Annotated in this window: 1 protein-coding gene and 1 pseudogene; both read right to left on the bottom strand. The window is 45.9% G+C overall.

Translation table 11 applies throughout. The features are described from left to right. A pseudogene (locus ACFO5O_RS00020) lies at positions 1-329 on the bottom strand (hypothetical protein); the annotation flags it as partial. After that, a complete protein-coding gene (locus tag ACFO5O_RS00015) occupies positions 326-1,108 on the bottom strand; it encodes a hypothetical protein (RefSeq protein WP_465253847.1) in 783 nt (260 codons plus the stop codon). The pseudogene ACFO5O_RS00020 and the gene ACFO5O_RS00015, both read right to left, overlap by 4 nt. Positions 1,109-1,301: the final 193 nt, after the last annotated feature.

Here is a 1,301-nt window from a genome sequence, read left to right as displayed (position 1 = left end):
TCACAAGGATCATTTTGGTCTGTCCCATTATTGATCTCATTATCATCATCTATACCATCGCCATCTGTATCGCCTGATGCGGCATAAGGATCGGTACCATTAGTAGCTTCATCGCCATTAGTCACGCTATCGCCATCACAATCAGCGGCCTGCCAAATAGCATTTGTACCATCATAACCAGTGTAGCCTGCAGCTTGGGCTGGATCACAAGGATCATTTTGGTCTGTCCCATTATTGATCTCATTATCATCATCTATACCATCGCCATCTGTATCGCCTGATGTGGCATAAGGATCGGTACCATTAGTAGCTTCATCGCCATTAGTCACACCATCACCATCACAATCAGCAGCCTGCCAAATAGCATTTGTGCCATCATAACCANTTGGTCTGTCCCATTATTGATCTCATTATCATCGTCTATACCATCGCCATCTGTATCGCCTGATGCGGCATAAGGATCGGTACCATTTGTAGCTTCATCGCCATTAGTCACGCCATCACCATCACAATCTCCATTTTGCCACCTAAGGTTAGTAGGGTCATAACCTGTATAGCCTACAGCTTGGGCCGGATCGCAGGGATTAAATTCGTTTGTCCCATTATTGATCTCATTATCATCGTCTATACCATCGCCATCTGTATCGCCTGATGCGGCATAAGGATCGGTACCATTAGTAGCTTCATCGCCATTAGTCACACCATCACCATCACAATCAGCAGCCTGCCAAATAGCATTTGTGCCATCATAACCAGTGTAACCTGCAGCTTGGGCTGGATCACAAGGATCATTTTGGTCTGTCCCGTTATTGATCTCATTATCATCGTCTATACCATCGCCATCTGTATCGCCTGATGCAGCATAAGGATCGGTACCATTTGTAGCTTCATCGCCATTAGTCACGCCATCACCATCACAATCAGCAGCCTGCCAGATCGCATTTGTGCCATCATAACCTGTGTAACCTGCAGCTTGGGCTGGATCACAAGGATCATTTTGGTCTGTCCCATTATTGATCTCATTATCATCGTCTATACCATCGCCATCTGTATCGCCTGATGCGGCATAAGGATCGGTACCATTTGTAGCTTCATCGCCATTAGTCACGCCATCACCATCACAATCAGCAGCCTGCCAAATAGCATTTGTGCCATCATAACCAGTGTAACCTGTAGCTTGGGCTGGATCACAAGGATCATTTTGGTCTGTCCCGTTATTGATCTCATTATCATCATCTATACCATCGCCATCTGTATCGCCTGATGCGGCATAAGGATCGGTACCATTAGTAGCTTCATCG

This window comes from Geojedonia litorea, from assembly GCF_042654525.1.
GTDB classification, from domain to species: domain Bacteria; phylum Bacteroidota; class Bacteroidia; order Flavobacteriales; family Flavobacteriaceae; genus Geojedonia; species Geojedonia litorea.
The sequence above is the reverse complement of the archived record's forward strand: the minus strand, read 5'-3'. Positions and strand labels throughout refer to the sequence as shown.